This is a genomic window from Stenotrophomonas sp. YJH_SMC_64 (assembly GCF_059371375.1).
In genome coordinates, this window is the sequence record NZ_JCAFUN010000023.1 from 1 (window position 1) to 23,668 (window position 23,668).

At 67.4% G+C, this 23,668-nt stretch carries 24 protein-coding genes; 10 read left to right on the forward strand and 14 right to left on the reverse strand.

What is annotated here, in order from left to right; all coding sequences use genetic code 11:
* The 4 genes from AC5P9L_RS20135 to AC5P9L_RS20150 all read left to right on the forward strand — a co-directional run.
* Nucleotides 1–128: integrase core domain-containing protein (locus tag AC5P9L_RS20135; RefSeq protein ID WP_146257439.1), on the forward strand; the 128-nt coding region annotated here is incomplete at its 5' end.
* Between the two features lie 110 nt (nt 129–238).
* Entirely contained in the window at nt 239–2,911 is a 2,673-nt protein-coding gene (locus AC5P9L_RS20140) for a polysaccharide deacetylase family protein (RefSeq protein WP_262101747.1), read from the forward strand.
* Nucleotides 2,912–2,914: 3 nt separating this feature from the next.
* Nucleotides 2,915–4,264, forward strand: coding sequence for a tRNA uridine-5-carboxymethylaminomethyl(34) synthesis GTPase MnmE (gene mnmE, locus AC5P9L_RS20145; RefSeq protein WP_024958544.1), 1,350 nt, complete (start codon nt 2,915–2,917; stop codon nt 4,262–4,264).
* A 159-nt stretch (nt 4,265–4,423) separates the two neighbouring features.
* Nucleotides 4,424–5,539 carry a glycerophosphodiester phosphodiesterase gene (locus tag AC5P9L_RS20150; RefSeq protein ID WP_099498098.1) on the forward strand — a complete coding sequence of 372 codons (1,116 nt, stop codon included), beginning with the start codon at nt 4,424–4,426 and terminating at the stop codon, nt 5,537–5,539.
* A 112-nt stretch (nt 5,540–5,651) separates the two neighbouring features.
* Here AC5P9L_RS20150 and AC5P9L_RS20155 read toward each other — a convergent pair whose 3' ends face one another.
* Both AC5P9L_RS20155 and AC5P9L_RS20160 read right to left on the reverse strand, forming a co-directional pair.
* Nucleotides 5,652–6,422: a rhomboid family intramembrane serine protease gene (locus tag AC5P9L_RS20155; protein WP_059033054.1), complete on the reverse strand. Its 771-nt coding sequence runs from the start codon at nt 6,420–6,422 to the stop codon at nt 5,652–5,654.
* Nucleotides 6,423–6,515: 93 nt separating this feature from the next.
* Nucleotides 6,516–7,478: a TerC family protein gene (locus AC5P9L_RS20160; protein ID WP_005411722.1), complete on the reverse strand. Its 963-nt coding sequence runs from the start codon at nt 7,476–7,478 to the stop codon at nt 6,516–6,518.
* Nucleotides 7,479–7,825: 347 nt separating this feature from the next.
* Here AC5P9L_RS20160 and AC5P9L_RS20165 point away from each other — a divergent pair, with 347 nt between their 5' ends.
* Nucleotides 7,826–8,995, forward strand: a complete 1,170-nt coding sequence (locus AC5P9L_RS20165; RefSeq protein WP_005411721.1) for a class I SAM-dependent rRNA methyltransferase — start codon at nt 7,826–7,828, stop codon at nt 8,993–8,995.
* 210 nt (nt 8,996–9,205) lie between these two features.
* Entirely contained in the window at nt 9,206–10,447 is a 1,242-nt protein-coding gene (locus tag AC5P9L_RS20170) for a dipeptidase (RefSeq protein WP_043035318.1), read from the forward strand.
* 92 nt (nt 10,448–10,539) lie between these two features.
* On the opposite strand, the gene AC5P9L_RS20175 is transcribed toward AC5P9L_RS20170, so the two are convergent.
* From AC5P9L_RS20175 to AC5P9L_RS20195, 5 genes are all read right to left on the reverse strand, one after another.
* Nucleotides 10,540–11,967 carry an amino acid permease gene (locus AC5P9L_RS20175; RefSeq protein WP_005411719.1) on the reverse strand — a complete coding sequence of 476 codons (1,428 nt, stop codon included), beginning with the start codon at nt 11,965–11,967 and terminating at the stop codon, nt 10,540–10,542.
* 166 nt (nt 11,968–12,133) lie between these two features.
* Complete coding sequence (locus AC5P9L_RS20180) at nt 12,134–12,832, reverse strand: suppressor of fused domain protein (RefSeq protein WP_005411718.1); 699 nt, start codon at nt 12,830–12,832, stop codon at nt 12,134–12,136.
* The gene (locus tag AC5P9L_RS20185; protein WP_005411717.1) at nt 12,829–13,251 is read right to left on the reverse strand and encodes a hypothetical protein; all 423 of its coding nucleotides are present in this window, start codon (nt 13,249–13,251) and stop codon (nt 12,829–12,831) included. The genes AC5P9L_RS20180 and AC5P9L_RS20185 overlap by 4 nt, the downstream gene beginning before the upstream one ends.
* Nucleotides 13,248–13,877 carry a leucine efflux protein LeuE gene (gene leuE / locus AC5P9L_RS20190; RefSeq protein WP_005411716.1) on the reverse strand — a complete coding sequence of 210 codons (630 nt, stop codon included), beginning with the start codon at nt 13,875–13,877 and terminating at the stop codon, nt 13,248–13,250. Before leuE ends, AC5P9L_RS20185 begins: the two co-directional genes overlap by 4 nt.
* A 14-nt stretch (nt 13,878–13,891) precedes the next feature.
* Entirely contained in the window at nt 13,892–14,863 is a 972-nt protein-coding gene (locus tag AC5P9L_RS20195) for a LysR family transcriptional regulator (protein ID WP_262095227.1), read from the reverse strand.
* Nucleotides 14,864–14,954: 91 nt separating this feature from the next.
* On the opposite strand from AC5P9L_RS20195, the gene AC5P9L_RS20200 reads away from it, so the two are divergent.
* Nucleotides 14,955–15,962: a zinc-binding alcohol dehydrogenase family protein gene (locus AC5P9L_RS20200; RefSeq protein WP_059035992.1), complete on the forward strand. Its 1,008-nt coding sequence runs from the start codon at nt 14,955–14,957 to the stop codon at nt 15,960–15,962.
* Between the two features lie 80 nt (nt 15,963–16,042).
* On the opposite strand, the gene AC5P9L_RS20205 is transcribed toward AC5P9L_RS20200, so the two are convergent.
* Complete coding sequence (locus AC5P9L_RS20205; protein ID WP_049432471.1) at nt 16,043–16,648, reverse strand: glutathione S-transferase family protein; 606 nt, start codon at nt 16,646–16,648, stop codon at nt 16,043–16,045.
* Between the two features lie 45 nt (nt 16,649–16,693).
* Here AC5P9L_RS20205 and AC5P9L_RS20210 point away from each other — a divergent pair, with 45 nt between their 5' ends.
* From AC5P9L_RS20210 to AC5P9L_RS20220, 3 genes are all read left to right on the forward strand, one after another.
* A complete protein-coding gene (locus AC5P9L_RS20210) occupies nt 16,694–18,253 on the forward strand; it encodes a DNA recombination protein RmuC (RefSeq protein WP_005411712.1) in 1,560 nt (519 codons plus the stop codon).
* A gap of 71 nt (nt 18,254–18,324) precedes the next feature.
* Nucleotides 18,325–18,723, forward strand: a complete 399-nt coding sequence (locus AC5P9L_RS20215) for a hypothetical protein (protein ID WP_005411711.1) — start codon at nt 18,325–18,327, stop codon at nt 18,721–18,723.
* Nucleotides 18,724–18,860: 137 nt separating this feature from the next.
* Entirely contained in the window at nt 18,861–19,406 is a 546-nt protein-coding gene (locus AC5P9L_RS20220) for a glutathione peroxidase (protein ID WP_005411710.1), read from the forward strand.
* A 106-nt stretch (nt 19,407–19,512) separates the two neighbouring features.
* Here AC5P9L_RS20220 and AC5P9L_RS20225 read toward each other — a convergent pair whose 3' ends face one another.
* From AC5P9L_RS20225 to AC5P9L_RS20250, 6 genes are read right to left on the reverse strand one after another with little or no spacing between them, the layout of a single operon-like run.
* On the reverse strand, nt 19,513–20,529 hold the full coding sequence (locus AC5P9L_RS20225; protein WP_043035321.1) for an MlaA family lipoprotein: 1,017 nt from the start codon (nt 20,527–20,529) through the stop codon (nt 19,513–19,515).
* A gap of 1 nt (nt 20,530) precedes the next feature.
* Nucleotides 20,531–20,842, reverse strand: a complete 312-nt coding sequence (locus tag AC5P9L_RS20230; RefSeq protein ID WP_005414956.1) for an STAS domain-containing protein — start codon at nt 20,840–20,842, stop codon at nt 20,531–20,533.
* Nucleotides 20,832–21,494 (reverse strand): MlaC/ttg2D family ABC transporter substrate-binding protein, encoded by a 663-nt coding sequence (locus AC5P9L_RS20235; protein ID WP_049417748.1) that lies wholly within the window; start codon nt 21,492–21,494, stop codon nt 20,832–20,834. The genes AC5P9L_RS20230 and AC5P9L_RS20235 overlap by 11 nt, the downstream gene beginning before the upstream one ends.
* Nucleotides 21,491–22,015, reverse strand: a complete 525-nt coding sequence (gene mlaD / locus AC5P9L_RS20240) for an outer membrane lipid asymmetry maintenance protein MlaD (RefSeq protein ID WP_005411706.1) — start codon at nt 22,013–22,015, stop codon at nt 21,491–21,493. The genes AC5P9L_RS20235 and mlaD overlap by 4 nt, the downstream gene beginning before the upstream one ends.
* Nucleotides 22,016–22,074: 59 nt before the next feature.
* Nucleotides 22,075–22,824 carry an MlaE family lipid ABC transporter permease subunit gene (locus AC5P9L_RS20245; RefSeq protein WP_005414955.1) on the reverse strand — a complete coding sequence of 250 codons (750 nt, stop codon included), beginning with the start codon at nt 22,822–22,824 and terminating at the stop codon, nt 22,075–22,077.
* Entirely contained in the window at nt 22,824–23,612 is a 789-nt protein-coding gene (locus AC5P9L_RS20250) for an ABC transporter ATP-binding protein (protein ID WP_005411704.1), read from the reverse strand. Before AC5P9L_RS20250 ends, AC5P9L_RS20245 begins: the two co-directional genes overlap by 1 nt.
* Nucleotides 23,613–23,668 lie beyond the last annotated feature (56 nt).

Below are 23,668 nucleotides of genomic sequence, written 5' to 3' on the forward strand. Positions count from 1 at the left end.
ACCAGCGCAATTCCGTGCTGACCCAATGGCTGCACCACTACAACTGGCACCGCCCTCACATGGGGATCGGTGGCCAGCCACCTATTTCCAGAGTCCTGCTGAACAACGTGGTGGGTTTACACAACTAACAGTCGACTCTACTACCGCCCCGGTCGATGAGAAGCCCGCCGCAAGGCGGGCTTTTCGCATGCGGCGTTAGAATCGCCGGCACACCGTTCCTCCCACCTTCGAGTCCACCATGCAGCGTGCGTCGTCGTTCCGCCTGTTCCTGCCGTCGCTGTTGTTGACCCTGGTCGTTGCCGGCTGTGGCGACAACGACGCGAAGGCGCCGGCGACCACGGTCACCCAGCCCAGCGCGCAGGCCGCGGCCGCCGCCGATCCCGCCGCTGCATCGTTGCTGGCCGCGCTGCAGAAGCAGCTCGACGGCTACCGCCGCATCATCGTGCTGCTGGCCGACGAGGAACAGCAGTCGGCTGCCGACCGCGGTACCTCCACGCGCGTGGGCCAGCAGCTGTTCCACGATGGCCTGGAACAGCGCACGGCCATCGCCGCGCAGTTCGACACGCTGCTGCGCGGCTCCAGTCCGCAGCGCTTCGCCACCCTCGGCACCGTGCTGGACTACATCGAGTTGGCGCCGGAACTGTTCGACGCCGACCGCCTGGCCTTCCGCGAAGTGCTGCGTGACCTGCATGAACGGGTCGGCACCGATTCGTCGCTGCCGGCGGTGAAGCTGCACCAGCGCATCGGTGAGGACCTGGAGGCGCTTGATGAGATCGAGCGCAACTACAACCAGGAACTGACCCGCATCTTCAGCCGTTTCGAGCGCACCCGCGCCATCGAACTGAAGCGTGAGAAGTGGGACGACTACATCGCCCACCTGCACAAGGACTACAGCCGCGAAGCGATCCTGCGTGACTACGGCGTGATCGAGCCGTACCCGATGTCGATGAAGGACAGCGACCGCGAGATCTTCGGCCGCGACCTGCCGGCCAAGACCGTTGTGCTCACCTTCGACGATGGCCCGCACAAGGCCTATACCGATGAAGTGGTGGCCATCCTCAAGCGCTACGACGTGCCGGGCGTGTTCTTCGAAGTGGGCCGCAACCTGGGCAAGGTCGAGGCCGACGGCAAGGTCAGCCTCGGCCCGATGGCGAAGATCAGCCGCAACCTGATGGAAGAGGGCTATGCGGTCGGCAATCACAGCCTGACCCACGCCCAGCTGTCGCGGACCACCGGTGACGCGCTGCGCCAGCAGGTGCTGGACACCGACACGCTGCTGAAGGATGTCGACAGCAAGCGCGCGCCGCTGTTCCGCTTCCCCTATGGCGCACGCAATGCCGACGGCCTGCAGCTGCTCAACGAAGCCGGGCTGAAGTCGATCATGTGGAACATCGACTCGATGGACTGGGCCGACCCGGTGCCGGAATCGATCGTCCAGCGCGTGCTCGACCAGGTGAACAAGGAACAGCGCGGCATCATCCTGTTCCACGACATTCACGATCGTGCGGTGAAGGCGCTGCCGCAGATCCTCGACCGGCTGATCGCCGATGGCTACCAGTTCGCTGGCTGGAACGGCCGCGACTTCACGGTCGCCCGTGCGCGCAAGGGCGATACCGGTGCCGCCACCGTCACCACCGGCTACGAGAAGTCCTGGGCAATCGTGGTCGGCATCGACAACTACGCCAAGTGGCCGAAGCTGGAGTACGCCAGCCACGATGCGCAGGCGGTGGCCGATACCCTGACCGGGCAGTTCGGCTTCCCGTCCTCGCAGGTGATCGTGCTGAAGAACGAGCAGGCCACGCGCAACAACATCCTGGCTGCCTTCCACGACCGCCTGGCCGATGACCGCACTGGCAAGAACGATCGCGTGTTCGTGTTCTTCGCCGGCCACGGCGCGACCCGCCAGCTCGCCTCCGGGCGCGACCTCGGCTACATCATCCCGGTCGATTCGGACCCGAAGGAATTCGCTACCGACGCCATCGCGATGACCGACATCCAGAACATCGCCGAGAGCATGCAGGCCAAGCACGTGATGTTCGTGATGGATGCCTGCTACAGCGGCCTGGGCCTGACCCGTGGCGGTCCATCGTCGTCGTCGTTCCTGCGCGAGAACGCGCGGCGCAGCGCGCGGCAGATGCTGACCGCCGGCGGTGCCGACCAGCAGGTGGCCGACGCCGGTCCGAACGGCCACTCGGTGTTCACCTGGGTGCTGCTGCAGGCATTGGCCGGCAAGGGCGACCTCAACGGCGATGGGCTGATCACCGGTACCGAACTGGCCGCCTACGTTGCGCCGGCCGTCTCAGCCGTTTCACACCAGACCCCGGCCTTCGGCAGCCTGCCCGGTTCGCAGGGCGGCGAGTTCGTGTTCCAGGTGCCGGACAGCCAGGAGTTCCTCAATGCCGATACGCGCCAGTTGACCGCCGATGCGATCGCACTGAACAACAAGGTTGAAGCCGCCAGCGAAGCCAAGGGCAGCCAGGCGCCGGTGACGGTGGCCGACCTGCAGGGCGGCAAGGCCAAGCTGGTGGTGCCCACTGCGGGCCCGGCGTCGGATCGCCAGCGCGCGCAGCAGGCCAATGACCGCGGCCTGCAGCTGTACCGCGAGAAGCAGTACGACGAGGCGGTGGCGCAGTTCACCGAGGCACTGAAGCTGCGTCCGGACTTCGCCCAGGCCGCCAACAACCTCGGCTTCGTCTACTACCGCCAGCAGCGCTATGCCGAAGCTGCGCGCTGGCTGGAGAACACGCTGAAGATCGACCCCTCGCGTGCAGTGGCCTATCTCAACCTGGGTGATGCCTACTTCAACGCCGGCGACAAGGCCAAGGCCAAGCAGGCCTACACCACCTACCTGGCGTTGCAGCCGCAGGGCAGTGGCGCGGCCCAGGCGCGCGCACAGCTGGAGAAGCTCTGAGCCATGAACGACGCGATCCGCACCGACACCATCGTCGCCATCGCCAGCGCCCCTGGCGCCGGCGGTGTCGGCCTGCTGCGCCTGTCCGGCCCGCGTGCTGCGGCCATCGCCAATGCACTGGGTGCACCTGCACTGCGTCCGCGCCACGCGCACTACGCGCGCCTGCGTGATGCCGACGGCGAGGTCATCGACGATGGCATCGTGCTGTGGTTCCCGGCACCGAACAGCTTCACCGGCGAGGAAGTGGTGGAACTGCAGGGCCACGGCAGCCCGGTGCTGCTGCAGCAGCTGGTCGCGCGCTGCATCGCGCTCGGCGCGCGCCAGGCGCGGCCGGGTGAGTTCAGTGAACGGGCATTCCTCAACGGCAAGCTCGACCTGGCCCAGGCCGAGGCCATCGCCGACCTGATCGCCGCGGGCGACAACCGCGCCGCGCGCGCGGCACGTCGCTCGCTGGATGGCGTGTTCTCGCGCCGCATCGACGCCGTGGTCGAGCAGCTGGTGCTGCTGCGCATCCACGTGGAAGCGGCCATCGATTTTGCCGACGAACCGCTGGATACGCTCGGTGGCGCGCAGGTGCGGCGTGGGCTGGAACAGGCGCGCAGCGATCTGGCCCTGCTGCGCCGCGATGCCGAACGCGGCCGTCGCCTGCGCGATGGCCTGCACGCGGTGCTGATCGGTCCGCCGAACGCCGGCAAGAGTTCACTGCTCAACGCGCTGGCCGGCAGCGAACGCGCCATCGTCACCGACATCGCCGGTACCACCCGCGACACCCTGCGCGAGACCATCCGCCTGGACGGCCTGGAGCTGACCCTGGTCGACACCGCCGGCCTGCGCGACGGGGGTGACGCCATCGAACGCGAAGGCATGCGCCGCGCCCACGTGGAAATCGAGCGCACCGATCTGGCGCTGATCGTGCTGGATGCGCGCGATCCGGCGGCTGGCGAAGCGGCGCTGGGCGAGGCCGTGGCGGCGGTGCCGCACAAGGTCTACATCCACAACAAGTCGGACCTGCTGGAGGCGTTGCCGTCGCTGGACGATCCGGACCGCGTGTTCGTTTCGGCCGCCACCGGCGCCGGGCTCGACGATCTGCACGCGCGTCTGCGTTCGATCGCTTCGGCCGGGGCAGGGGAGCAGGTGGATGGCGAGTTCTCCGCGCGCACGCGCCATGTGGATGCAATCGAACGTGCGCAGGAACATGCGCAGCGCGCCGATGGCGAGCTGGCGCACGAGCACCTGGAGCTGGCCGCCGAGGAACTGCGGCTGGCGCATGACGCGCTGGGTGAGATCACTGGGCAGATGAGTGCCGATGATCTGCTGGGAAGGATCTTCTCCAGTTTCTGCATCGGCAAGTAAGCCTTGGTAGTGCCGGCCGCTGGCCGGCAACCCAGCCGAACGAGCTCCCCGGGATCGCTACGGGGTCGGAGCCCCTGCGGGGATCCGACCCCAGGTCCCCCACCTGTCACATTGCCGCCGCATACTGACGCCCATCACATACCGCTTGGGGAAGTCGCAGTGAAGTCGTGGGGTTGTGCGTTGCTGTTGTCGCTGGCCGTGGCACCATCGGTGGCCATGAGTGCTGAATCCTCCACCTCGGCCGCGCACAAGGTGTCGGTCTATGGCCATCGCGGGGCGAGCGCGTTGCTGCCCGAGCACACCCTGGCCGCCTATGCGCAGGCGATCGCCGATGGCGCCGACTACATCGAGCCGGACCTGGTGATGACCAGGGACGGAGTGATGGTGGCCCGCCACGAGAACGAGATCAGCGGCACCACTGATGTGGCCTCGCATCCGGAGTTCGCCAGCCGCCGCACCAGCAAGGTCATCGACGGGCAGAAGGTGGACGGCTGGTTCACCGAAGACTTCACCCTGGCCGAGCTGAAGACCCTGTACGCGCGCGAGCGCCTGCCGGAACTGCGCAGCACCGCCTATGACGGCCAGTTCCGCATCGCCAGCCTGGACGAGATCCTCGCATTCCTGGTCCAGCAGGCCGGGCGTGCCAACCGTGGCATCGGCCTGGTGCCGGAGATCAAGCACCCGACCTACTTCCAGTCGATCGGCCTGCCGATGGAAGACAAGCTCCTGACCGCGCTGCGTGGCAATGCCTATACCAACGTCGGCCCGGTCACCATCCAGTCGTTCGAGACCGCCAACCTGCGCTACCTGCGCGGCAAGATCCCGCGCGGCAGCAACATCCGCCTGCTGCAACTGCTGTGGAAGGGCGACACCCAGCCGGCCGACATCGCCAAGGCCGGTGGCAAGCTGACCTACGCGCAGATGATGACGCCGGCAGGACTGAAGGACATCGCCAGCTACGCCGACAGCATCGGCCCGGAACTGCGCTCGATCATTCCGCTGGACGCCAAGGGCGCGCTGAGCACTCCGACCACGCTGGTACAGGACGCACATGCAGTGGGTCTGATGGTGATTCCGTACACCTTCCGTCCGGAGAACCACTTCCAGGCCAGCAACCTGCGCAAGGGCGCCGACAACGCGCGCAATGCCGAGGGTTCGATTGCCGAGATGCGTGCCTATCTGGCCACCGGCATCGATGCCCTCTTCACCGATGACCCGGCACTGGGCCGGCAGGCGGTGGATGGCATGGGCGCGGCGGGGAATGCGGCGAACTGACGGACTCTGGTAGGTGCCAACCTTGGTTGGCACACTACAACCGCGCCGACCAAGGTCGGCCACTACCGGTTCATGAGGGTGCCGGCCAGCGGCCGGCACTACCGGGGCATTTTCAGCCGCGCGGCTCGTCTGGCCGGCGGAACGGGATCACCACGTAGTCCTGACCTTCGCGCGGCTGCCACAGCACCGGCACGCGCTGCGGTGACGGCGGTTCCAGCTCGTCGTCGGCCAGCGGTTCGGCCTCGTCTTCTTCGTCTTCCCAGCTGTAGCGCGGGCGCGGCGGCAGCGGGTCGGCGTTGCGGAACAGCAGCGCGGCGATGATGCCGGCGAAGGCGCCGCCCATGTGCGACTGCCAGGACACGCCGTCGGCGTGCGGCAGGATGGTCATCAGCATGCCGCCGTAGAACAGCATGCCGATCAGGCCGGTGGCAATCGCTGCACGGTCGCGGCGCAGCAGGCCCAGGCTGGCCAGCAGGAACATCAGGCCATGGGTGACGCCGCTGGCGCCCAGGTGCACGCTGCCCGGATTGCCCAGCATCCACGCACCGATGCCCGAGCCCAGCCACAGCAGGGGCAGGGCGCGCACGGTGGCTTTCGGGTAGACGCTGCCGGCCAGCGTGCCCAGGATCAGGATCGCGATGCTGTTGGCGGCGATGTGCTCGACCGAGGCATGCAGCATCGGGCCGCCGATCAGGCCAAGCAGGCCCTTGGCTTCCAGCGGCGCGACCGCCCAGGGCCGCCAGTCGAAGGTGCCCTGCAGGGCGAACACGGCCACCAGCACCAGCACGGCGGCCAGGCTGACATTGAACGCCCGCAGGATGCGCGAGCGGTCATTGCGGGGGGCCGGTACGTCGCCGGCGGGCAGGGGCGCGTTGTTGTCCATACCTCAGCAATGGCGGTGACTGGCGCGAAACCAAGGCCACCGCAACGGGAGAGTGGGTGAGGCCGGCGGGACAATCCCGCCGGCCGGCCATGATCAGGCGTGGCCGGAGCCTTCCTTCGGCGGGTACTTCAGGCTCAGTACCACGGTGGCGGCGATGATCACCGCGACCACGCCCAGCGACACCGGCGTCGGGATCTTGAACAGGTCGATGATCATCATCTTGATGCCGATGAAGCCCAGCACCAGCGCCAGGCCATACGGCAGCAGGTGGAAGCGGTCGGCCATGCCGGCCAGCAGGAAGAACATCGCGCGCAGGCCCAGCACCGCGAATACGTTGGAGGTGAGCACGATGAACGGGTCGGTGGTGATCGCGAAAATCGCCGGGATGCTGTCCACGGCGAAGATAACGTCGGTGACCGCGATCAGGATCAGCACCGCGAACAGCGGGGTGAACCAGCGCACGCCGTCGCGCTTCACGCTCAGTGCGTTGCCGGCATAGTCCGGCAGCAGGCGCAGGTGCTTGCGCATCCAGCGCAGGGCGGGATTGGTTTCCAGGTCCGGCTCCTGGCCGGCGGCGAACCACATCTTCCAGCCGGTGAACAGCAGGAAGGCGCCGAACACGTAGAGCAGCCAATGGAACTGGCTGATCAGCACGCTGCCGGCGAAGATCATGATCGTACGCAGCACGATCGCGCCCAGGATGCCGATGATCAGCACCTTCTGGCGCTGCTCCTCCGGCACCGCGAAGTAGCTCATGATCATCAGGAACACAAAGATGTTGTCGACCGCCAGCGCCTTCTCGACCAGGTAGCCGGTCAGGAATTCGAGGCCGACCTTGTTGGCCACCACCTGGCCGGCGGTTTCATTCAGGTAGTACCAGAGGCCCGCATTGAACAGCAGGGCCAGCGCTACCCAGCCGATGGACCACCACAGGGCCTCCTTGAAGGTGACCTTGTGCGGTCCACCATGGCGCATCAACACGAGGTCGACCAGCAGGGCGATGACCACCACCGCTGCGAAGCCGCCCCACAACCACACGTTACCGATCGTCTGCATTGGGAATGTCCGTTGGAAAGATGAATGCCAGGCCGGACGGCGAGGATCTGCAACGGAGGATCGGGAGGGGGATCCAGGGACAGAGCTTCGCCAGTACGGCGAAGGTCTCGCTCGCAGTTCCAGTCGGCTGGAACTGCCGTTGCACCGGAGCCTGCGGGCTCGAAATGACGGCGACAACGTCTGGGAGCTACTCCCCTTCTGGCGCCGATTCTGCCGTCTGGCCCCGCCGCCGTCAAATGGGGAGGCCAGGGGTCGGATCCCCAAAGGGGCTCCGACCCCATCGTCGCCACACTGGGGTCAGAGCCCCTGCGGGGATCCGACCCCGGCACCCGGTTTACAATGGGTGGATGAATACCCCCCTTCCGATTGTCCGCCTCAAGAATGCGTGGCGTTCCAGCCACCCGTGGATCTTCCAGAAACTGGTCGAGAAACCGACCGTCCGGCCCAAGCCCGGTTCCATCGTCGACGTGGTCGGCATCGATGGCGAGTTCATTGGCCGCGGGTTCTACAACGGGCACTCGCGCATCGCCGTGCGCATCCTCGAAACCGACCAGAACGTGCCGGTCGATGCCGGCTGGTTCTCGCGCAAGATCGCCCAGGCGGTGTCGCTGCGCCGTGAGGTGCTGAAGCTCGACGCGGTCTCCGACGCCTGGCGCGTGGTGCACAGCGAAGGCGACGGCCTGTCCGGCCTGGTGGTGGATCGCTACGGCGACCTGGTGGTGGTCGAGTTCTTCGCCGCCGGCATGTTCCGCCACCGCGAATGGATCTACGACGCCCTGCGCGAGCAGTTCCCGGGCTGCCGTTTCCACAGCTTCGCCGACGAACACGTACAGAAGCAGGAGAGCTTCGACTTCCACGGCAACACCACCACCGAAGCGTCGGTGATCACCGAGTACGGCATCAAGTTCCGCGCCGACCCGGCCGGCGCGCACAAGACCGGTTTCTTCGCCGACCAGCGCGAGAACCGCGAGTGGCTGAGCCAGCAGGTGGAAGGCAAGAGCGTGCTGGACCTGTGCTGCAACACCGGCGGTTTCGCCGTGTATGCCGCTGCGCGTGGCGCTTCGGAAGTGGTCGGCATCGACATCGATGAGGACGTCATCCAGATCGCCAAGGGCAATTCGCGCCTGAACAACGTGCGCCCGAAGTTCATCCAGTCCGACATCTTCCCGTGGCTGCGCGACGCCGCCAACCGCGGCGAGCAGTACGACGTGGTGATCCTGGATCCGGCGAAGATGACCCGCGACCGCGACCAGGTCATCACCGCGCTGAAGAAGTACCTGGACATGAACAAGCTGGCGCTGGGCGTGGTCAAGCCGGGCGGCCTGTTCGCCACGTTCTCCTGCACCGGCCTGGTGGCCGAGGACCAGTTCCTCGACATGCTGCGCCGCGCGGCCTATTTCTCCGGCCGCACGATCCAGATCCTGAAGGTCGCTGGTGCGGGTCCGGACCATCCGTTCATGGCCCACGTGCAGGAATCGCGTTACCTGAAGGCCGTGTTCTGCCGCGTGGTCGACTGACCGCGGGACGATGTAGAGGCGAGCCGCGCCACCTGATCCTGGGGGCGCCATTGTTTCGAACGCATCGCAATGCGCGGGAAGCTGGCCGCTGGGCCGTGAATACGATTCATGCTCGACTCGCGGTGCCTGGCAGCCGAGCGTGAGCCCGACTCTACAAATCTGCTGGCTGCAGCGCTATGGTCGGGCTCTTCCCATTGCCGGTGAGAGCCCATGCCATCGTTGCGCCACCTGTCCGTCGTGCTTGCCCTGGCGCTGTGTGCGCCGCTGTCGGCTCATGCCATCGAGTTCAGCGCACAGGAACTGGCCCGCGCCAAGGCGCTGCAGCAGCGCCTGGTCACACTCGACAGCCATCTGGATACGCCGGCCAATTTCGGCCGGACCGGCTTCGACATCGAGCAGCGCCACGACCGCAACGCACTCTCGCAGGTGGACTACCCGCGCATGGTCGAGGGCGCGCTGGACGGTGGCTTCTGGGCCATCTACACCGATCAGGGCGACCGCAGCCCAGCCGCGCACCTCGCCGAGCGTGACCATGGCCTGCAGCGGCTGCTGGAAATCCGCGAAATGCTGGCCGCCAATCCCGAGCGTTTCGCGCTGGCATTGACCGCCGATGACGCGGCACGCATCAAGGCCGCCGGCAAGCGCGTGGTCTACATCAGCATGGAAAACGCCAGCCCGCTGGTGGAAGACCCCAGCCTGCTCTCGTTCTACCACCGTGCCGGCCTGCGCCTGCTCAGTACCGTGCACTTCGCCAACAACGAGTTCGCCGATTCGGCCACCGACCCCAAGGGAGCGGAATGGAAAGGCCTGAGCCCGGCCGGCAAGGACCTGGTGCAGCAGGCGGTGAAGCTGGGCATCGTGATCGACCAGTCGCATGCGTCCGACGCGGTGTTCGATGACCTGCTGGCAATGATGCCGGTGCCGTTCGTGCTGTCGCACAGCTCAGCCAAGGCGGTCTACGACCACCCGCGCAATCTTGATGATGCGCGCCTGCGCAAGCTGGCCAAGGCCGGCGGCGTGATCCAGGTGAACGCCTATGGTGGCTACCTGATCGACACCGCAAAGACGCCCGAGCGCAAGCAGGCCGAGGAAGCGCTGAGTAAGCAGCTGGGTGGCTGGGAAGGCATGGGCATCGAGCAGGGTGTTGCCCTGCTGAAGGCCGAACGGGCGCTGGACCACGAGCACCCGGTGCGCCATGCCAGCCTCGACGACTTCTTCGCCCACTTCGAGCACATCCTCAAGGTGGTCGGCCCCGAGCACGTGGGCATCGGCCTGGACTGGGATGGCGGCGGCGGCCTGAGCGACCTGCCCGATGTCAGCCAGCTGCCGAAGATCACCGCGTGGCTGCTGCGCAAGGGTTACACCGAGCAGCAGATTGCCGGCATCTGGGGCGGCAACCTGCTGCGGGTGATGCGCCAGGCGCAGGACTATGCGGCAAAGCAGGGCGGTTGACCGCCCTGTGGTAGTGCCGGCCGCTGGCCGGCATTGCCCGTATCAACAGGATGAGAGGTGCCGGCCAGCGGCCGGCACTACCGGTGATCCGGTTATTTCGCGATCAGCGCGTGGCGACGGCTGTACAGGAAGTACAGCACCAGGCCGGCCACGTTCCACAGCAGGAAATACAGCTGGGTGGTGTGCGGCAGGCTGAGGAACAGGTAGATGCAGCCCAGTGCGGCCAGCGGGCCGACCACGAAGGCCAGCGGCGTGCGGAACGTGCGCTCGCGGTTCGGCTCGCGCAGGCGCAGCACCACCAGGCAGATGCCGACGGCGGTGAACGCGGCCAGGGTACCGGCGTTGGCCAGCGCGGCAATCTCGTCCAGGCGCGCCACACCGGCCAGCGCCGACACCACCACTGCGGTGAACAGCGTGGTCGCCACCGGCGTGCCGGTGCGCGCGTTGACCTTGGACAGGCCACGCGGCAGCAGGCCATCACGGCTCATCACGAAGAAGATGCGGCTCTGGCCGTACAGGAAGGCCAGCAGCACGGTCGGCAGGGCGATGATCGCGATCACGCCGATCACCATCGCCGCGGTCGGATGGCCCAGCTGGCGCATGATCAGCGCCAGCGGCTCGGCGCTGTGGCCAAACACGGCGTAGCTCATCGCACCCACGGCGGCCAGCGCCACCAGCACGTAGACGATGGTGCAGCCGATCATCGAACCGATGATGCCGATCGACAGGTCGCGGCCCGGGTTCTTGGTTTCCTCGGCGGCGGTGGAGATCGCATCGAAGCCGTAGAAGGCGAAGAAGATGATCGCCGCCGCTGCCATCACGCCGTGCTCGACGCCATCGGGGCCCATCGACTTGGCGAAGCCATACGGCATGAACGGCTGCAGGTTGGCGCTGTCGAAGGCGGGCAGGGCCACGGCCACGAAGATAGCCAGCGCGATCAGCTTGAACACCACCAGGATGGCGTTGAGGGTGGCGCTTTCCTTGGTGCCGGCCATCAGCATGCCGGCCACCAGCCAGGTGATGATGATCGCCGGCAGGTTGATCATGCCGCCTTCCACGTGCGGGCCGGCCGCCAGCCAGGCCGGCAGGTGCACGTTCCAGCCGAACTGGGTGTGGACCCATTCGAGGAAGCCGACGAAGTAGCCGGACCAGCCCACCGCCACCGTACTCACCACCAGCGAGTACTCCAGGATCAGACTCCAGCCCACCACCCAGGCAAACACCTCGCCCAGCGCACTGTAGCTGTAGGTGTAGGCACTGCCGGCGGCCGGCATCATCGTCGACAGCTCGGCGTAGGACAGCGCCGCACAGGCGCAGACCGCACCGGCGATGGCGAAGGAGATCAGTACGGCCGGGCCGGCCAGGTTGGCACCGACGCCGATCAGCGTGTAGATGCCGGTACCGACGATGGCGCCAATACCCAGCGCGATCAGGTGCGGCCAGCTGAGCGTCGGGATCAGACGCCTGCCGGCTTCGTGGACGGTGACGGAATCTAGGGACTTGCGCCGGAACAGGGACATGCAGGCCTCGGAAGGGGTGACTAAGAACGACAAGTTCCCGAGTGTGACCGAACGCAGCGCAGCATTACCACTGACGGGGGTCATGCATGGCGGCGCGCGCGCTGCCCCCCGGCCACGCTGCCGGAATCGGCACAAATGCTGGCAGGGTTCGAAATGATTCGATCCCTCAAGGCGAGCCCGGAGGCGATTGAAGTACGAGAGCAGGGGCCAGATCGATGCTGACCCGCTGCGGATCGATCACCGGCGCCGCACCTTGGGTTCTCAACTGGGCCACCAGCACTTCGAAGCCATGCGCGCGGCCGAACGCGTGCTCGTCCAGGGTCAACGGCAGCAGCTGCAGGAAGTCGAATCGTCCCGATGGCAGTTGCTGGGGTCCCGGAAAGTGCAATGACGGAACGAAGACGGCCGCCTGCAGCATGCTCCCTGCGTGATCCACCGGCCCCCCCAGCTTCAGCCGGTCCCATGGCGCCAACGGATTGCCGGGCATGCGTGAGTGGCACAGCAGCAGGTGGTACGCGGTGAACCAGCGCAAGGTGGTCAGCGCCCACGTCGCTTCATCCTGGGTCTCAAGCATCAGTTCGATGCCCCACCCCGAATCTCCATCTTCGTGCCGCCCTTCCCAGGGGTTGGACAGGCCGGTGCTGACATAGATCCAGTGCCGTCGATCACCGTGCGGAGGGCACGCATTGACGCCGACATGCAGCCAGCGCGGGTCGATCTGCTCCTGCTTGAAGACGTTGCGCAGCAGATCCATGTCGAGGGGGTAGATCCCCGGTCCGGTATCGCCGAACAACCGCCGGTACAGCGTCTCCTCCCGATACTCCCAGCTGCGCTCCAGCAGGGTGTCGTCGTCGATGGTGCTCACTCAGCCACCCTGCCGGGCCAGCGGCAGCCGTCTTCCTGCCAGGCTTCGGGGTCGTCGTGGAAGGTGGTGCTGCGGCCATCGCGGGCGCGTTCGTAACGCAGATCCAGCACCAGGGCACCCTGCGTGCTCAGCAGGTAGCGGCCGTTGAGGCGTCCGTCGATGCGTTCTTCCCAGACGCTGTCGAACTGGTACGGGCGATCTTCGGCCAGCACCGTGGTCTCCATCGAGATCCGGTGCAGGGGCAGGCGCTCACGCTGCCCGGCGTAGCGCACATCGGCCCGGCCGTCTTTCAGCCAGCGCCATTCCAGGTGGATGCTGTCATTGCGACCGCCGCTCAGGCAGCGATGGTCCTGCACGGTGGTGCCAGAGGCGGTGCCGGCGAGCAGTAGTGCGACCGCGGTTGCCAGCCAGGCCTTCATCCGTTCAACCCCAACCGGATGCCGAACCCGACAAGGAACAGGCCGGCCACCCGGCGCAGCGCATCGCTGATGCGCGGATGCTGGATCAACCGGCGGCGGGCCAGGTTGCCCACACCGATCAGCATCGAGCAGTAGGCGATGCTGACCACCAGGATGATCCCGGCCAGCGCCGCGAAGGTGGCGATGCCCTGGTGCGCCTTCGGATCGATGAACAGCGGCAGGAAGGCCATGTAGAACAGGATCGCCTTCGGATTGAGCAGGCTGACCAGGATTGCCTGCTGGAAATAGCGGCCCGGCTGCATGCGGATCGGGCCAGCATCACCGCCCTCGTGCTTCGGCGTACGCAGCAGGCTGATGCCCACCCATACCAGGTAGGCCGCACCCAGGTACTGCACAGCGTGGAAGACCAAGGGGTTGGCCTTCAGCAGTGCGGCGACACCGGCCAGCGCCAGCCACATCAGGATCTGATCGCCGACCAGCAGTCCGGCCAGTGCGGTGTAGCCGCCGCGCACGCCGCCCCGACCGGTGGCGGTCAGCAGGGTGAAGGTGCCGGGGCCGGGCAGGGCGAGAAACACCAGCACAGCGACCAGAAACGTCCACAGGTCCTGGATGCCCATCCACGGCATGGCGGTGTTCTCTCTTACGGGGGGCTGCCATTGTCGGCCAGCACCGGGGTGGGCGACAGGGGGTGGGGGAGTCCATCGGGCATGCCAGACAGCAGCGGTTGCAGGTGCTGGCGCAGCTGCGCATGCAGCTGCCGCACCGCCGGCGAGAACTGCTTGCGGTGCGGGCACACCAGCTGCAGCGGAATGTGGCTGCCGAGGCCGTCGAGCAGCAGCTGCAGGCGTCCGGCCAGCACGTCTTCGCGCAGGTCCAGCCAGGATTTGTAGGTGATGCCTTCGCCGGCCACCGCCCAGCGCCGCACCACGTCGGCGTCGTCGCAGACCAGCGGGCCGCGCACCGGGATCACGGTGCGGCGCCCGTCGACCTCGAACGACCAGCGATCGTAGGCGCGGCCACTGAGCTGGTAGACCAGGCAATCGTGCTCACGCAGTTCGTCCAGACGCACCGGCGTGCCCCGTCGCTGCAGGTAATCGGGCGACGCCGCGAGCACACGACGGTTGCCTTCGAGCAGGGGCAGGGCGACGTAGCTGGCGTCATCGAAGTGGCCGATGCGGATGGCCACGTCGACCGGGTCGCGGAACACGTCGGCCACTTCATCGGACAGCCGCAGGTGCAGGCGCAGCCGTGGATGTGCGGCTCGGAATGCGGTCAGCCACGGCAGCAGCAGGTTGCGACCAAAGTCCGACGGTGCCGACAGCTGCAGCGTGCCGTGCAGTTCGGCGTCCTCGCCCTGTACGCGGGCCCGCCCTTCGCGCAGGGTAGCCAGTACCTCCTGCGCATACGGCAGGTACAGCGCGCCCTCGCCGGTCAGGCGCAGGCTGCGGGTGGTACGCACGAACAGGCGCAGGTCCAGTTCGCGTTCCAGCCGCGCCACGGCAGCAGCGACCTGGCCGGGTAACAGATCGGCCTCGCGGGCCGCCTGCGAGAAGCTGCCCAGTGCGGCCGTGCGGACGAACAACTGCAGGTCGTCGAAGCGGATCATCTTCATTGCCGGAGTGAAAGTGCTGCCCGATTCTGCGCCTTTCTGAGCGACCGTGCGCGGCGCAACCTGTGCACTCCTTCCCCACTGGACCACTGCCATGCGCGCCATTGCCTACACCCACGCCGGCCTGCCGATCGACGACACCCGGGCCCTGATCGATATCGAACTGGAACTGCCGCAGCCCGGCCCACGCGACCTGCGGGTGGCGGTGCGCGCGGTGGCGGTGAACCCGGTCGACACCAAGGTCCGCCGCGGCGTGGCCACCGACGGCCCGCGCGTGCTGGGCTGGGATGCGGTCGGCATCGTCGACGCGGTGGGCAGCGAAGTCACCCTGTTCCAGCCTGGCGACGCGGTCTACTACGCCGGCGTGATCGACCGCCCGGGCAGCAATGCCGAGTACCAGCTGGTGGACGAGCGCAGCGTCGGCCGCAAGCCGGCCAGCCTCGATGATGCCGCCGCCGCCGCGCTGCCACTGACTGCAATCACCGCCTGGGAGCTGCTGTTCGACCGCCTGCGCATCCCCGAGGGCGGTGGCGAAGGCCAGACCCTGCTGGTGATCGGTGCGGCCGGCGGTGTCGGTTCGATCCTGGTGCAGCTGGCGCGGAAGCTGACGAAACTGACGGTGATCGGCACCGCATCGCGCCCGGACACCCAGGACTGGGTGTATGCGATGGGCGCGCACCACGTGATCGACCACAGCCTGCCGCTGGCCGAGGGACTGGCACGGCTGGGCATCAGCGAGGTGCAGCACGTGGCCAGCCTGACCCACTCCGACCAGCACTACGCGCAGATCGTGGAGCTGCTGGCGCCGCAGGGCCAGTTCGGCCTGATCGACGATCCGGGCCAGGTGGACGTGATGGCGCTCAAGCGCAAGGCACTGTCACTGCACTGGGAGTCGATGTTCACCCGCCCGCTGTACAAGACCGCGGACATGCAGCGCCAGCACGACCTGCTGAACCGGGTGGCCGAGCTGATCGATGCCGGCGTGCTGCAGACCACCCTGGGCGAGCATTTCGGGCGCATCGACGCGGCCAACCTGCGGCGCGCGCATGCGCTGCTGGAGAGTCACCGCGCCAAGGGCAAGATCGTGCTGGAAGGCTGGTAACGCTGGTTGTTCCCGCGCCCTTGGGAGCCGCTCGTGGGGTCAGATCCCCTTCCCGTTGGGAAAGGGATCTGACCCCTGCCTCAGGCCACGCCGTTGTCGACGTGTTCGGCGAAACCGGGCTGCTGGCGCAGGCGTTCGAACCACGCCGCGAGGTGTGGCAGCGCGGGCTTGTGGCCGGGCGTGCTGCGCCAGCGCTGGGTCGACAGCCCCAGCACGATATCGGCGAGGGTAAAGGTGTCGCCCGCCACATAGCCGTCGGAAGCGGCCAGCTGTGCATCAAGCACCCCCATCAACCGGTTCCACTGCGCCAGGCTGGCCTCGGCGCGGGCATCGTCCGGGTAGTCCGGATGCTGGCGCACGCGCGCCATGAACACATGGCGCCAGGCGCTGTTGAGGTCGCTGGACTGCCAGTCCATCCACTGCTCCACCCGGGCCCGGGCCTGCGCTGCTGCGGGCAGCAGGTCGTCACGGCCGGCGCGGGCGGCCAGGTAGCGGCAGATGCTGTTGGATTCCCACAGCACGAAGTCGCCATCGCGCAGGACCGGTACCTGCCGGTTCGGATTCAGTGCGGCCAGCAGGTCCGCGGGTGGCGCAGGCTCGTGGCGCGGGGGCAGATCCAGCCCCGCGCACAGCCACAGCACCTTGCGCACGTTGATGGAGGTGGGCTTTCCGTACAGAGCGAGCATGGTCCTGGCGCAGCAGCTGAGACTCCGCCAGCCTACACTTGCCCCATGCAAACCGAATATCTGCTCATTGGCGGCCTTCTATTGGCCGTGCTCATCCTGCAGCTTGTCGCCCTGCTGCGCCGCCCGCCGCACGACCGCCTCGAACAGGCGGTGCGTGAGGAGGCGCGCGCCGGGCGCAGCGAGCTGCGCGAACAGCTCGATGGCTTTGCCCGCGCGCTGACCGATCTGTCCACCCGCACCGACCAGCGCCTGGACCTGCTGCGCGAGGCGCTGGGCGAGGACGCCCGCAAGGCGCGTGCCGAGGCGGCGGAGAGCCAGCAGCGTGGCGCCGCACTCATGGGGCAGCGCCTGCAGGAACTGCGCGGCCAGCTGGAAACCTTCGGGCAGCAGCAGGAAGCGCGCATCCACGCCTTCGGCCAGCAGCTGCAGGAACTCACCGGGCGGACCGATACCCAGCTGGGCGCGCTGCGCCAGACCCTGGTGGACGATGCGCGCAAGGGTCGTGAGGAAGGTGCGCAGTCGCAGCAGCGCCTGACCGAAAGCCTTGGCCTGCGCCTGCAGGAACTGACCCAGCGCAACGAACAGCGCATCGCCGAGATGCGCGCCACGCTGGAAGAGCAGCTGCGCGCGCTGCAGAACGACAATGCGCAGAAGCTGGAGCAGATGCGCCACACCGTGGACGAAAAGCTGCAGTCGACGCTGGAAACACGCCTGGGCAACTCCTTCAAGCTGGTTTCCGAGCGCCTGGAACAGGTGCAGCGCGGTCTTGGCGAGATGCAGCAGCTGGCCACCGGCGTTGGCGATCTCAAGCGTGTGCTGACCAACGTCAAGAACCGTGGCAGCTGGGGCGAAGTACAGCTGGAGAACATCCTCGAACAGACGCTCACCCAGGAACAGTACGCGCGGGCAGTGAAGGTACGCCCGGACAGTGGCGAGATGGTCGATATCGCGGTGCGCCTGCCGGGCCGCAGCAGTGACGACACGCCGGTGTGGCTGCCGATCGACTCCAAGTTCCCGCGCGAGGACTACGAGCGCCTGCTCGACGCGCAGGAACAGGGTGACGCCGAGGGCGTGCGCCTGCAGGGCATCCAGCTTGAACGCGCGGTGCGCGTGCAGGCCAAGTCGATCTGCGACAAGTACATCGCGCCGCCGCACACCACCGACTTCGCGGTGATGTTCCTGCCCACCGAAGGCCTGTATGCCGAAGTGATCCGGCGCCCGGGCCTGGTCGACCTGTTGCAGCGCGAGCACCGCGTGGTGGTGGCTGGACCGACCACGGTCACCGCGCTGCTCAACAGCCTGCAGATGGGCTTCCGCACGCTGGCCATCGAGCAGCGTTCCAGCGAGGTGTGGAGCCTGCTGGGTGCGGTGAAGAGCGAGTTCGGCAAGTTCGCCGGCATTCTCGAGAAGGCCGAGAAGCAGATCACCACGGTCGGCCGCAGCATCGGCGAAGCCAGCCGCAAGACGCGCACCATCGAACGGCGCCTGCGCGGCGTGGAGTCGCTGGCGTCAGAGCAGGCGCAATCCCTGCTGGGCGGCTTGGCCGATGCTGATGCCACGGCCGAGGACGAAGGCAACGAAGGCGACGACGGCGACGAAGCCTGAGCTACGTCGACACGCCGCCTGCATGGTCGATGCGTATGCTGGCGGCCTGTCCTACTGGATCAGGTAACGCCATGCGCCTGCGCCTCTGCACCAGTCTCATCCTGACCGCGCTGCTTGTCGCCTGCAGCAGCGCACCGCCGGCTGCCAATCCGGCGGCGGCACCCGCCGCAGCCACCAGTCCCGAAGCGGCCGAGGCCTACCGCGAAGCGCGCGATGTGGACTGCCAGGCCGCTGGCGGCACCCTGCAGCGGCTGGGCCGGCTGCAGCGCGAACAGTGCGTGATTCCCTACGCCGATGCCGGCAAGGCCTGCAGCCGCAAGAGCGACTGCACGGGCCAGTGCCTTGCCGGCGGCGAAGTGGCGGTTGGCAGCCCCGCCACCGGCACCTGCCAGCGCGATGCCCGCCAGAACTTCGGCTGCCGCCAGCGCATTGATGAGGGCAAGGCGCAGGGCATGATCTGCGTGGACTGATCGTAGTGCCGGCCGCTGGCCGGCAGCCTCATGAACCCTTGCGAACGATCGCACGATTGCCGGCCAGCGGCCGGCACGACCGACATCGCGCGGCGCTATGCTGGTGGGCCATTCCCCGCTGTTGCCGGAGCCCCCGCGTGAGCACTTCGATCCAGGACATTTCCCTCACCACCATCGACGGCCAGCCGTCCTCGCTTGCCGACTACCAGGGCAAGGTACTGCTGCTGGTCAACGTCGCCTCCAAGTGCGGCTTGACCCCGCAGTACGAAGGCCTGCAGGCGCTGTATGCGGAAAAGCACGCACAGGGCCTGGAAGTGCTGGGCTTCCCGGCCAACAACTTCCTCGGCCAGGAGCCGGGCAGCGAAGCGGAGATCCAGCAGTTCTGCCAGCTCACCTACGATGTCAGTTTCCCGATGTTCTCCAAGATCAGCGTGGCCGGTGACGACACCCACCCGCTGTACCAGCAGCTGACCGCTGCGCAGCCGCAGTCGATCGGCGAAGGCCCGCTGCGCGAGCGCCTGGCCAGCAAGGAGATTCCGATCCACGCCGCGCCGGCGGTGCTGTGGAACTTCGAGAAGTTCCTGGTCGGCCGCGACGGCAAGGTCATCGCCCGCTTCGCCCCGGACGTGGCGGCTGACGACGCGCGCCTGCGCGAAGCCATCGAAGCCGCGCTGGCTGCCTGATCGGCCGGGGTCGGATCCCTTTCCACGGGAAAGGGCTCCGACCCCACCCACGGGGCCAAAGAAAAACCCCGCCGAGGCGGGGTTTTTCATGCGTCGCTGAAAGGACTCAGTGCGTCCACTGCGGCATCGGCATCGCATCGACCGGGATCGGCGAATTGGCGTCGTCGTGGCCACGCTCGCGCTTGCTGCGCAGATCGTTCTCGATCTGGTAGTTGCGACGCTGCATCCATGCATCGCGCACCAGCGAGTACTCGTCCACGGCAGTGTCACGCAGGTCGTCGATCGCCAGCAGCTGCGCGCGGGTATCGACCAGCTGCAGGCCCTGCAGGCCGATGCGGACCTTGTCCTCTTCGATACGGCGGATCGGCGACAACGGAATGTCGCCGGCCAGGCCGAACACGTCGCGCACGGTACGCGGGCCGAAGAACGGCAGTTCCACGTAGCGCGAACGACGCCAGCCCCAGGCACCCAGGGTCTGGCCGAAGTCCTCATTGCGGCGCGGCACCATCGCCTTGCTGGCCGGATCGAACAGGCCACCGATGCCCAGCGTGCTGTTCATCAGGAAGCGGCCGAGGCTGTCCCATGCATCGGCACCGCGGCCCTGCAGCAGCTGGTTGGTGATGGTCACCGGCGCGCGCAGGTTGCTGAAGAAGTTGCTGACGCCGGTGCGGGCGAAGCGCGGCACCACGTGGGTATAGGCGGTGGCCAGCGGACGCGCGACGCCGCGGTCGACCGCGTTGTTGAACTTGTGCACCTTGCGGTTGAACGGTTCCCACGGATCGTAGGCCGCTGCGTTGGTGGTGTTGCCGGCACCGCCATAGAGGGCATCGAAGTCGTCATCGCCACCGGGCGCGGTGGCGGCTGAGGTCTTCGCCGCGCTGCCGTCGCCGCTGTCGGTGGGAGCAGCCGGCGACGATGCGGCAGCAGCCGGCGGATTGGCCACCGGCGCGACCAGGGCAGCGTCAGCCGTGCCGGCATCGGTGGCCGCGACGGCGGGCGAGGTGGAAGAACTGGCCGGGACCACGGTGCTGGCTGCCGGTGCATCGCTGCGCGCGGGCTTGCCGGCACAGGCGGTGAGGGCGGTGGCCAGGACGATCAGGGGGAGAGTGCGCACGACGTTCATGTCAGCTCGCAGCAGAAGTAGCGTTGAAATCCAGGTTGGGCGACAGCCGGTAGGCCGCGCTCAGTTCGTTGTAGCCAGCCGGCGCGCCGGTGATCACCAGCGGATGGCCGGCCTTGCGCGCACGTGCCGCCAGCTCGGCCAGCAGGGCCAGGCCGGCGCTGTCCACGCGTTCGACCTCAGCCAGATCCAGCCGTGCCAGCTTTGCCGGCAGGGCCTGCAGCTGCGGCCATAGCGCGATCACCGCAGCGCGGTCGAGCACCCCGCGCAGGCGCAGGGTGTCGCCTTCCAGCAGCGCCAGTGCGTTACTTGCCATTGCCCGCGGGCCCGGCCTGCATGCTGCCGCTGTGCAGCTCGCTGGCCACCTGCTTGATGCCCTTCTGGCGCAGCGGGGTGTCGAACTGGTTGCGGAACGTCTGCACGTAGGAGATGCCTTCGATGTTGACGTCGAAGATCTTCCACTGGCCGTTCACGTTGCGCATCCAGTACTCGACAGGGGTCGGCTCGCTGCCGGCACGCACCAGCTCGGTGCTCACGCGCACGCCGCGGTTGCCCGGCAGCGGGCTTTCACCCTTCAGGCGGAAGCTCGGCTTGCCCTGGATGTTGAGCAGGGTCGAACCATAGCGCTGCATGAGGCTGTCGGCCATGGCATCGGCGAACAGCTTGATGTCGGCATCCGAGGCACCACGGGCGTGCGGGCCCAGCACCAGGCGCGCGGCATAGTCGCGGTCGAAGGTGCGGTTCAGTTCGCTGTCGATGTAGTTGCGCAGGCTGGCCGGGTTGCTGCCGAATTCGCTCCTGCGCTGCTGCAGGGTGGTGAGGATGCGCGTGCTGGCATCGATCACCACCTTGCCGGCCTGGCCCTGCGCCGCGGCAGCGGCGGGGGCGGCGGCCTGGGCCTGGGCGAGGAACGGAGTAGCCACCAGCAGCGCCGAGGCGAGCAGGGCCGGGATCAGTTTCATCTTCATGGTTGCGGTTCCGTTGCAGGCGCCTGCGCGCCATCGTTGGGCTTCTGAGCAGCGCCGCCACCGGCGCCGCCACTGAACATGTACTTGCCGACCAGCTGGATCAGGTCAACCGCCGGCTGGGTGAAGACAATTTCGTCGCCGGCCTTCAGCACGTCCGGATCACCGCCCGGCTGCAGTCCGATATAGCTCTCGCCGAGCAAACCACTGGTGAAGATGCCGGCCGAGGTGTCCGCCGGCAGGTCCTTGACCTTGCTGTCCATGCGCAGGGTCACGATCGATTCGAACTTCACCGGGTCCAGGTCGATGGAGGCGACCTGGCCGACGGTGACGCCGCCGATCTTCACCGGCGCCTGCTTGCGCAGCTGGCCGACCTGGGAGAAGCGCGCCTTCAGCTCGTAGCCCTGGCTGCCCCAGCTCCAGCGCTGGTTGGTCGAGGCCACGGCCAGCACCATCAGCGAGGCCAGGGCCAGCAGCAGGAAAGCGCCGACGGAGAATTCGAGTCTGGGACCGCGGATGGCCATGTGGATTACCTGATCGAGTCGTGGTGGCCGCGCGCGCCTGCGCACCGCCGGTGGAGGGGTTAGGTGAACAACATTGCCGACAGAACGAAGTTGAACATCAGCACCAGCAGCGAAGCGTTGACCACTGCACGGGTGGTCGCCACCGACGTGCCTTCAATGGTCGGCTCGGCATGGAAACCAACATAGGCGGCGACCAGCGCGGCGGTGCCGCCGAAGATCGCCGACTTCAGCATCGCCACGCCGAAGTCATCCCAGAAATCGACGCTGTTGCGCAGCGCCGACCAGAACACGCCATTGTCCAGGCCCAGCACGTGCACGGCCTCGAAGTAGCTGGCACTGATCGCCAGCGAGCAGAAGATGCCGGTCAGCAGCGGCACGGTCAGCACCGCCGCCCAGAAGCGTGGCGCCACGGCCTTGGCCACTGGGTCGATCGCCATCAGCTCCAGCGCCTTGATCTGGTCGGTGGCGCGCATCAGGCCCAGCTCGGCGGCGATCGAACTGCCGGCGCGGCCGATGAACAGCAGCGCGGTCAGCACCGGCGCCAGTTCGCGGTACAGCGACAGGCCAAGCAGGGTCGACAACGCGTCGGCCGCGCCGAAGGTGGTCAGCGTGCGGTAGCCCTGCAGGGTCAGCACCAGGCCGACGAAGGCGCCACCGACGGCGATGATCGGCAGCGAGCGCGCGCCGATCTTGTAGATCTCGCGGGTCAGTTCGGCCAGGAAATCACGGGTCGGCAGGGAACCGCGCAGCACGGTCAGCGAGAACAGCCCGGCGCGGCCCAGCGAGCGGGTGGCTTGGACGAACGGCATCAGGCAACCCTCGCGCGTGGCGCGGCATCGAACGGAATCGGGCCATCCGGCTGGCCATGCAGGAACTGCCGCAGCAGCGGATCCTGGCTGGACTGCAGTGCCTCGGGCGTCCCTTGGAACACGACGCCGCCATTGGCGATGGCGATCACCTGGTCGCAGATCGGCAGGGTCTCGTGCACGTGGTGGCTGACGATGATGCTGGTCAGGCCCAGGCTGTGGTTGAGGCGCTGGATCAGGCTCATGATCACCCCGGAGGCGATCGGGTCCAGCCCGGTCAGCGGCTCGTCGTAGATCATCAGCGGCGGGTCCAGCGCCAGCGCACGGGCCAGCGCCACACGGCGCGCCATGCCGCCGGACAGCTCGCGCGGCCAGGCGTCGGCGGCGGCCAGCAGGCCCACCGCATGCAGCTTCATCTCCACCAGCCGGCGCAGCACGGCGGCCGGCAGGCGGGTATGCGTACGCAGCGGCAGGGCGACGTTCTCGGCCACGGTGAGGTCGGTCAGCAGACCATTGCCCTGCAGCAGCACGCCCACGCTCTTGCGCATCTCCAGCAGCGCGCTGCTGTCATGCGGGATCGGCTTGCCGAACAGGGTAACGTCGCCGGCCACCGGTCGCAGTTCGCCGGTCAGCGCCGCCAGCAGGGTCGACTTGCCGCTGCCGGAGGGGCCGAGCACGGCGGTGATGCTGCCCTGCGGCACCTGCAGCGACACGTCACGCAGGATCGTGCGTCCGCTCCGGTCGATGCGGACGTTGGACAACTGCACCAGACTGGAGGTGGAAGCCGACATGGGCACCATTAACGTTTTTTAGACATCGAAGGATCGGGCCAGCCGGCTGAACATAA

What these genes read in the sequence shown, in the direction of transcription:
- AC5P9L_RS20140 (WP_262101747.1), top strand. Translation starts at nt 239, where the DNA reads ATGCAGCGTGCGTCGTCGTTCCGCCTGTTCCTGCCGTCGCTGTTGTTG.
- mnmE (WP_024958544.1), top strand. Translation starts at nt 2,915, where the DNA reads ATGAACGACGCGATCCGCACCGACACCATCGTCGCCATCGCCAGCGCC.
- AC5P9L_RS20155 (WP_059033054.1), bottom strand. Translation starts at nt 6,422, where the DNA reads ATGGACAACAACGCGCCCCTGCCCGCCGGCGACGTACCGGCCCCCCGC.
- AC5P9L_RS20160 (WP_005411722.1), bottom strand. Translation starts at nt 7,478, where the DNA reads ATGCAGACGATCGGTAACGTGTGGTTGTGGGGCGGCTTCGCAGCGGTG.
- AC5P9L_RS20165 (WP_005411721.1), top strand. Translation starts at nt 7,826, where the DNA reads ATGAATACCCCCCTTCCGATTGTCCGCCTCAAGAATGCGTGGCGTTCC.
- AC5P9L_RS20170 (WP_043035318.1), top strand. Translation starts at nt 9,206, where the DNA reads ATGCCATCGTTGCGCCACCTGTCCGTCGTGCTTGCCCTGGCGCTGTGT.
- AC5P9L_RS20175 (WP_005411719.1), bottom strand. Translation starts at nt 11,967, where the DNA reads ATGTCCCTGTTCCGGCGCAAGTCCCTAGATTCCGTCACCGTCCACGAA.
- AC5P9L_RS20185 (WP_005411717.1), bottom strand. Translation starts at nt 13,251, where the DNA reads ATGAAGGCCTGGCTGGCAACCGCGGTCGCACTACTGCTCGCCGGCACC.
- leuE (WP_005411716.1), bottom strand. Translation starts at nt 13,877, where the DNA reads ATGCCGTGGATGGGCATCCAGGACCTGTGGACGTTTCTGGTCGCTGTG.
- AC5P9L_RS20195 (WP_262095227.1), bottom strand. Translation starts at nt 14,863, where the DNA reads ATGAAGATGATCCGCTTCGACGACCTGCAGTTGTTCGTCCGCACGGCC.
- AC5P9L_RS20200 (WP_059035992.1), top strand. Translation starts at nt 14,955, where the DNA reads ATGCGCGCCATTGCCTACACCCACGCCGGCCTGCCGATCGACGACACC.
- AC5P9L_RS20205 (WP_049432471.1), bottom strand. Translation starts at nt 16,648, where the DNA reads ATGCTCGCTCTGTACGGAAAGCCCACCTCCATCAACGTGCGCAAGGTG.
- AC5P9L_RS20210 (WP_005411712.1), top strand. Translation starts at nt 16,694, where the DNA reads ATGCAAACCGAATATCTGCTCATTGGCGGCCTTCTATTGGCCGTGCTC.
- AC5P9L_RS20215 (WP_005411711.1), top strand. Translation starts at nt 18,325, where the DNA reads ATGCGCCTGCGCCTCTGCACCAGTCTCATCCTGACCGCGCTGCTTGTC.
- AC5P9L_RS20225 (WP_043035321.1), bottom strand. Translation starts at nt 20,529, where the DNA reads ATGAACGTCGTGCGCACTCTCCCCCTGATCGTCCTGGCCACCGCCCTC.
- AC5P9L_RS20230 (WP_005414956.1), bottom strand. Translation starts at nt 20,842, where the DNA reads ATGGCAAGTAACGCACTGGCGCTGCTGGAAGGCGACACCCTGCGCCTG.
- AC5P9L_RS20235 (WP_049417748.1), bottom strand. Translation starts at nt 21,494, where the DNA reads ATGAAGATGAAACTGATCCCGGCCCTGCTCGCCTCGGCGCTGCTGGTG.
- mlaD (WP_005411706.1), bottom strand. Translation starts at nt 22,015, where the DNA reads ATGGCCATCCGCGGTCCCAGACTCGAATTCTCCGTCGGCGCTTTCCTG.
- AC5P9L_RS20245 (WP_005414955.1), bottom strand. Translation starts at nt 22,824, where the DNA reads ATGCCGTTCGTCCAAGCCACCCGCTCGCTGGGCCGCGCCGGGCTGTTC.
- AC5P9L_RS20250 (WP_005411704.1), bottom strand. Translation starts at nt 23,612, where the DNA reads ATGTCGGCTTCCACCTCCAGTCTGGTGCAGTTGTCCAACGTCCGCATC.